Raw genomic sequence first — 4,618 nt, 5'->3', positions numbered from 1 at the left:
TTTCGGACACAATTACTGAAATACTACCTAACCGCTCACCATCCCTCTAGGCCTAACCAAAATTTTGATTTGATTACTGAAAGCCAAAACAGATGACAATTTATTAGGGGAGCCGTAACTACAAGTCCCCTCCTCGTGATTATAGGTCCCCTTTCCGTCATTGCAGACCCTTCCCAGCCGTTACAAGTTACACTCCTGGCCATTGTGAACTCTTTCCTGGCCATTGCTAACCCCTTCGCCGTTATTCCCGAGCGAAGCAATCCTTGTCCCGAGCGTTAGCGAAGGGACCAGAGATCGCCACGGCTACTACGTCGCCTCGTAAAATATGCTTCATTAATACTTATCTGTTATTATCACTACGAGGAGGCCGAAAGGTCGACGAGATAATCCTCTGAGGAAAAATAGGCTTAGCTTTCTTCGCTTTGCTAGCAATAATTTCTCAAAAGTTGTAATTATTTTTATGGTTTTTGTAATAATTTTTTTATAAAAAGCTTGTTTAATTTTAAATTAAAATATTATAAGATTAAAATACTAAAATTTTTGTAGGAGGGAGTTATGGAGGTGGGTATGGTTTCTAGTGTATGGATTTATCTTTTATCAATTGCTCCCCAGATAATTGGGGCCATTTTAATTCTCATTATAGGGTTTTGGCTTTCAAAGCGCATAGCCAATTTCTGTGAAAGGCTACTTGAAAAGAGAGAATTTGATGTAACTTTAAGCCGTTTTTTAAGAGGAGTTATTTATTACTCTCTCGTAATCCTGGTTCTTATTGCTGCTGCTGGCCAACTTGGTATCAACACCATGTCTTTTTTAACGGTTCTTGGTGCTTTAGGTCTGGCTGTTGGTCTGGCCTTGAAAGATTCTCTTTCAAACATTGCCGCTGGCATCATGATCCTTATTTTTCGTCCTTTTAAAGTGGGAGATGCGGTAACGGTAGCTGGGGTTACCGGGGGCGTCCAGTTAATTGGGCTATTTAATACTATTCTTCACACCCCTGATAATCAAAAGATCATAGTTCCCAATGCCAAAATACTTGGTGATATTATTACCAATATTACGGCCAATGATACCAGGCGCATTGATCTGGTAGTAGGCATAAGCTATGAAGACGACATAGACAAGGCCAAGGCCCTTCTCTGGGAAATGGCCGCAAAAGATCCTCGTATCTTAAAAGATCCAGCTACTACCGTAGCCGTGGCTGAATTGGCCGATAGTTCAGTCAATTTGGTATTTAGACCCTGGGTGAAAACAAGTGATTACTGGGCCGTAAGGTTTGACCTTATTGAACAAATTAAAAAGACTTTTGACCAGGAAGGCATAAGCATTCCTTATCCGCAACAGGATGTGCATCTCTTTGTAGAAAAATCTTCAGAAAAAAAACAGTAATTTCAATAGTGATGGCCCGTCTGGCTAGACGGGCCTCTTTAGTAATTACCATAAGCTCTATATTTTCCATATTAGAGCAGGGCAAGTAACACCTATTCTAAGCGTCAGCAAGGCTGATAGTAACGTAGCGGCAAGATCTCTCGTGATAATTCTTGTCAGGCAAAAGGCTTCCTATAAGTTTATCCAATAAGTTTATTTTTTCCAAAAAAACGTTTAAAATAGGGCTAAATCTAATTGGAGGAGTTTTTATGGCTCAAATTGACAAGAAAAAGGCCATTGAAGCGGCCATTTCTCAGATAGAACGTCAGTTCGGCCGAGGGGCAGTGATGCGCCTGGGAGAGGCCCCAAAAATAAGGGATGCAGAGGTTATTTCCTCTGGTTCTATAGGTCTTGATATTGCCACCGGTATTGGTGGTATTCCCAAAGGCCGTATTACCGAGATTTTTGGCCCAGAGTCTTCTGGTAAAACTACGCTTGCCCTTCATATAATCGCTGAGGCCCAGAAAAATGGGGGGACAGCCGCTTTTATTGATGCTGAACATGCCCTTGATGTCCACTACGCTCAAAAACTAGGTGTAAATATAGATGACCTTTTAGTCTCTCAGCCTGATACGGGAGAGCAGGCTTTAGAGATTGCCGAGGTCCTGGCTAGAAGCGGTGGAGTTGATGTAATCGTGGTGGATTCGGTGGCCGCGCTGGTACCTCAGGCCGAAATTGAAGGTGCCATGGACGAAACCCAGGTGGGATTACAGGCGCGCCTGATGTCTAAGGCTATGCGAAAATTAACCGCCGCTATTGCGAAGACTGGCACCGCCGTGATTTTCATCAACCAGATACGCATGAAAATTGGTATGGGTGGTTACGGTAATCCGGAAACTACCCCTGGCGGAAATGCCCTTAAGTTTTATGCCAGTCTGCGCCTTGATATTCGCCGCATTGGTACTATCAAAGAAGCCAATGAGCCTATTGGCAACCGAGTACGGGTAAAAGTAGTCAAAAATAAAATGGCTCCTCCCTTCAAAGAAGCTGAGTTTGACATCTACTACGGTGAAGGAATTTCTAAGCTTACCGAAATTCTTGACTTGGGCGTTAAGATGGGCCTCATTGATAAAAGCGGGGCCTGGTATTCCTACCAGGGTGACCGCTTGGGCCAGGGCCGTGAAAATGTAAAACGTGCCTTTCTTGAAAAGCCAGAGCTTGTAGCTGAACTTGAAAGTAAAATAAGAGAGCTCGCAGGCCTTGCCACTCCAAAAACTGAGGCAAATGAGGCCCATGCCGGATAGCCCTCTTAAAGATCTGCGCTTCCTGGTGGTAGGCGATGTAATGCTTGACCGCTACTTCTGGGGAGATGTAGAACGAATCTCTCCAGAAGCACCGGTGCCCGTTTTTAATCTCAAGTCTGTTACCATGTCTCTTGGTGGAGCAGCCAATGTTGCCAATAATTTGAAAGGCCTGGGAACTAAAGTAGAACTAGCCGGAGTAGTGGGACAAGACAATGAAGCCCAGGAATTTCTAGGGCTTGCCAAAGAGAAGAAGATAGGCACTAAGGCTATTATACGGGATAGGGGGCGCCCCACTACTGTTAAGACCCGAATTATAGCCAGTTCGCAACAACTTTTGCGCATTGATGCCGAAAACACTGACACCCTTTCTGAAGAAAGCTTATCTCACCTCAGAAAGGAAATAGAGGCTCTTCTTCCTGAAATAGATGCTCTAATTCTTTCAGATTATGCCAAGGGTATCCTTTCTTCGGGAGAACTTTGTCGGTGGCTTATCGGGAAAGCCAGGGAGTTTTCTCTCCCTGTTATGGTGGACCCTAAAGGACTTTTCTGGAGGCGTTACGAGGGGGCCACTTGTATTACCCCCAACCTTAAAGAGCTCAAAGAAATTGCTAAAGAAGAAGGCCTTTATAGTTCTGACATGGCCAAAATCTGTGAGCATTTAATCCGTAAATATAATCTTTCTTTTATGTTGGTAACGCTTGGGCCAGAGGGCATGTATCTTCATCATCCTGAAATTAAAAAGCGTTTCCCGGCCCAGGCCCGCGAAGTTTATGATGTTTCAGGCGCAGGAGATACAGTGATTGCCACTCTTACCGCTTTTTACGTGGCAGGCTATCCTTTAGAAAGGGTAGTCAACATTGCCAACCAGGCCGCAGGAATTGTGGTTGGTAAAGTGGGCACCCAGCCTATTTTATGGGATGAGCTTAAGTCTTTTATTTATTAACCCAATGCCCCTGTGGGACATGGGGGTTAATAATAAGCTGGAATCAAAGTTGTTATCATCTTGAAAATCATTGGTAAAGTCAAAAAAGAAAAAATTATTCCCAATCCTACCAGTGAAGAGGCTAAACTCGGGCGCAAATTAGCAATAGTAGCTAAACTTCCGGCTACAACCATAGGGGGCATGGCTGCTTCTAAAAGAGCAACCTGAACTGGCAGCCCTTTAAACCCCAAAAAATGACAGCCAAGAATAAATATTGTCGGTGTAATTATTAGCCTTATGCCTAATCCCATTACAAAAGGAAGTAAGTCATTTTTGGGTATTTTTAGCTTCAGTTGAAGGCCTATAGCTACTAAAACTACTGGCACTAATGAAGCGGCTGTTATATTGAAAAGGGTGTTAAGCCAATCCGGATAACTGACATTTTTTAAAGATAAAGCCAGTATTAAAGCTATAAAAGGCGGAAAAGAAACAATTTTATAAAGAACATTTTTTAGCTTTGGTTTATGGTCAGGGGCATAAATAGACAGAATTAAAGTTCCATAAGTGGTAAGGGCCAAAAAAGAACCAAACTGGTCATAAATTACGGCAAAAGGCACCCCTTTGGAACCGAAAAATTGCTCTACCATGGGAATCCCTAAAAAAGCGGTATTCCCCAGAGGAGTTAAAAGAAGCAGGGCTCCGGTGGTCTGGCGGTCAAACCGGAACAAGAAAGATAGCCCCCATACCAGGGTGGCGGAAAATATCACCACTAACCAGGGCAACATTATGGGGAATAATAATTGGGCTGAAAACTGGATCTTGGAGACTTGTTCAAAAATAAGAGCCGGTAGAGCTATATAAATGACGTAGAAGTTAAGAGCAAGGGCAGTATCTTTGGGGCAGGGGGGTAAACGCCGTAAAAGATAGCCTGCTATTATTAGCCATAAATGGGGTAAGATTTTTTCCATAATTTATAACTTTAGTTCAATTTTGAATAAAGGTTCAGCCGTAGTTTTTTGGAAAAACC

4 protein-coding genes are annotated in these 4,618 nt (G+C 43.1%); 3 read left to right on the top strand and 1 reads right to left on the bottom strand.

Annotated features, from left to right (window positions below; all coding sequences use genetic code 11):
- Window positions 1-567 precede the first annotated feature (567 nt).
- The 3 genes from TH606_RS10715 (at window position 568) to rfaE1 (ending at window position 3,612) form a co-directional block, all read left to right on the top strand.
- Window positions 568-1,386 (top strand): mechanosensitive ion channel family protein, encoded by an 819-nt coding sequence (locus TH606_RS10715; protein WP_231887784.1) that lies wholly within the window; start codon window positions 568-570, stop codon window positions 1,384-1,386.
- 248 nt (window positions 1,387-1,634) lie between these two features.
- Complete coding sequence (recA, locus tag TH606_RS10710) at window positions 1,635-2,669, top strand: recombinase RecA (RefSeq protein WP_068543921.1); 1,035 nt, start codon at window positions 1,635-1,637, stop codon at window positions 2,667-2,669.
- Entirely contained in the window at window positions 2,659-3,612 is a 954-nt protein-coding gene (gene rfaE1 / locus TH606_RS10705; protein ID WP_068543911.1) for a D-glycero-beta-D-manno-heptose-7-phosphate kinase, read from the top strand. The genes recA and rfaE1 overlap by 11 nt, the downstream gene beginning before the upstream one ends.
- A 26-nt stretch (window positions 3,613-3,638) precedes the next feature.
- Here the strand turns inward: rfaE1 and TH606_RS10700 are convergent, their stop codons facing one another.
- Complete coding sequence (locus tag TH606_RS10700; RefSeq protein WP_068543908.1) at window positions 3,639-4,559, bottom strand: AEC family transporter; 921 nt, start codon at window positions 4,557-4,559, stop codon at window positions 3,639-3,641.
- Window positions 4,560-4,618: the final 59 nt, after the last annotated feature.

The sequence above is a fragment of the Thermodesulfatator autotrophicus genome, assembly GCF_001642325.1.
Taxonomy (GTDB): domain Bacteria; phylum Desulfobacterota; class Thermodesulfobacteria; order Thermodesulfobacteriales; family Thermodesulfatatoraceae; genus Thermodesulfatator; species Thermodesulfatator autotrophicus.
Note: the sequence above shows the minus strand (reverse complement) of the source record. Positions and strands in the feature narration are given on the sequence as shown.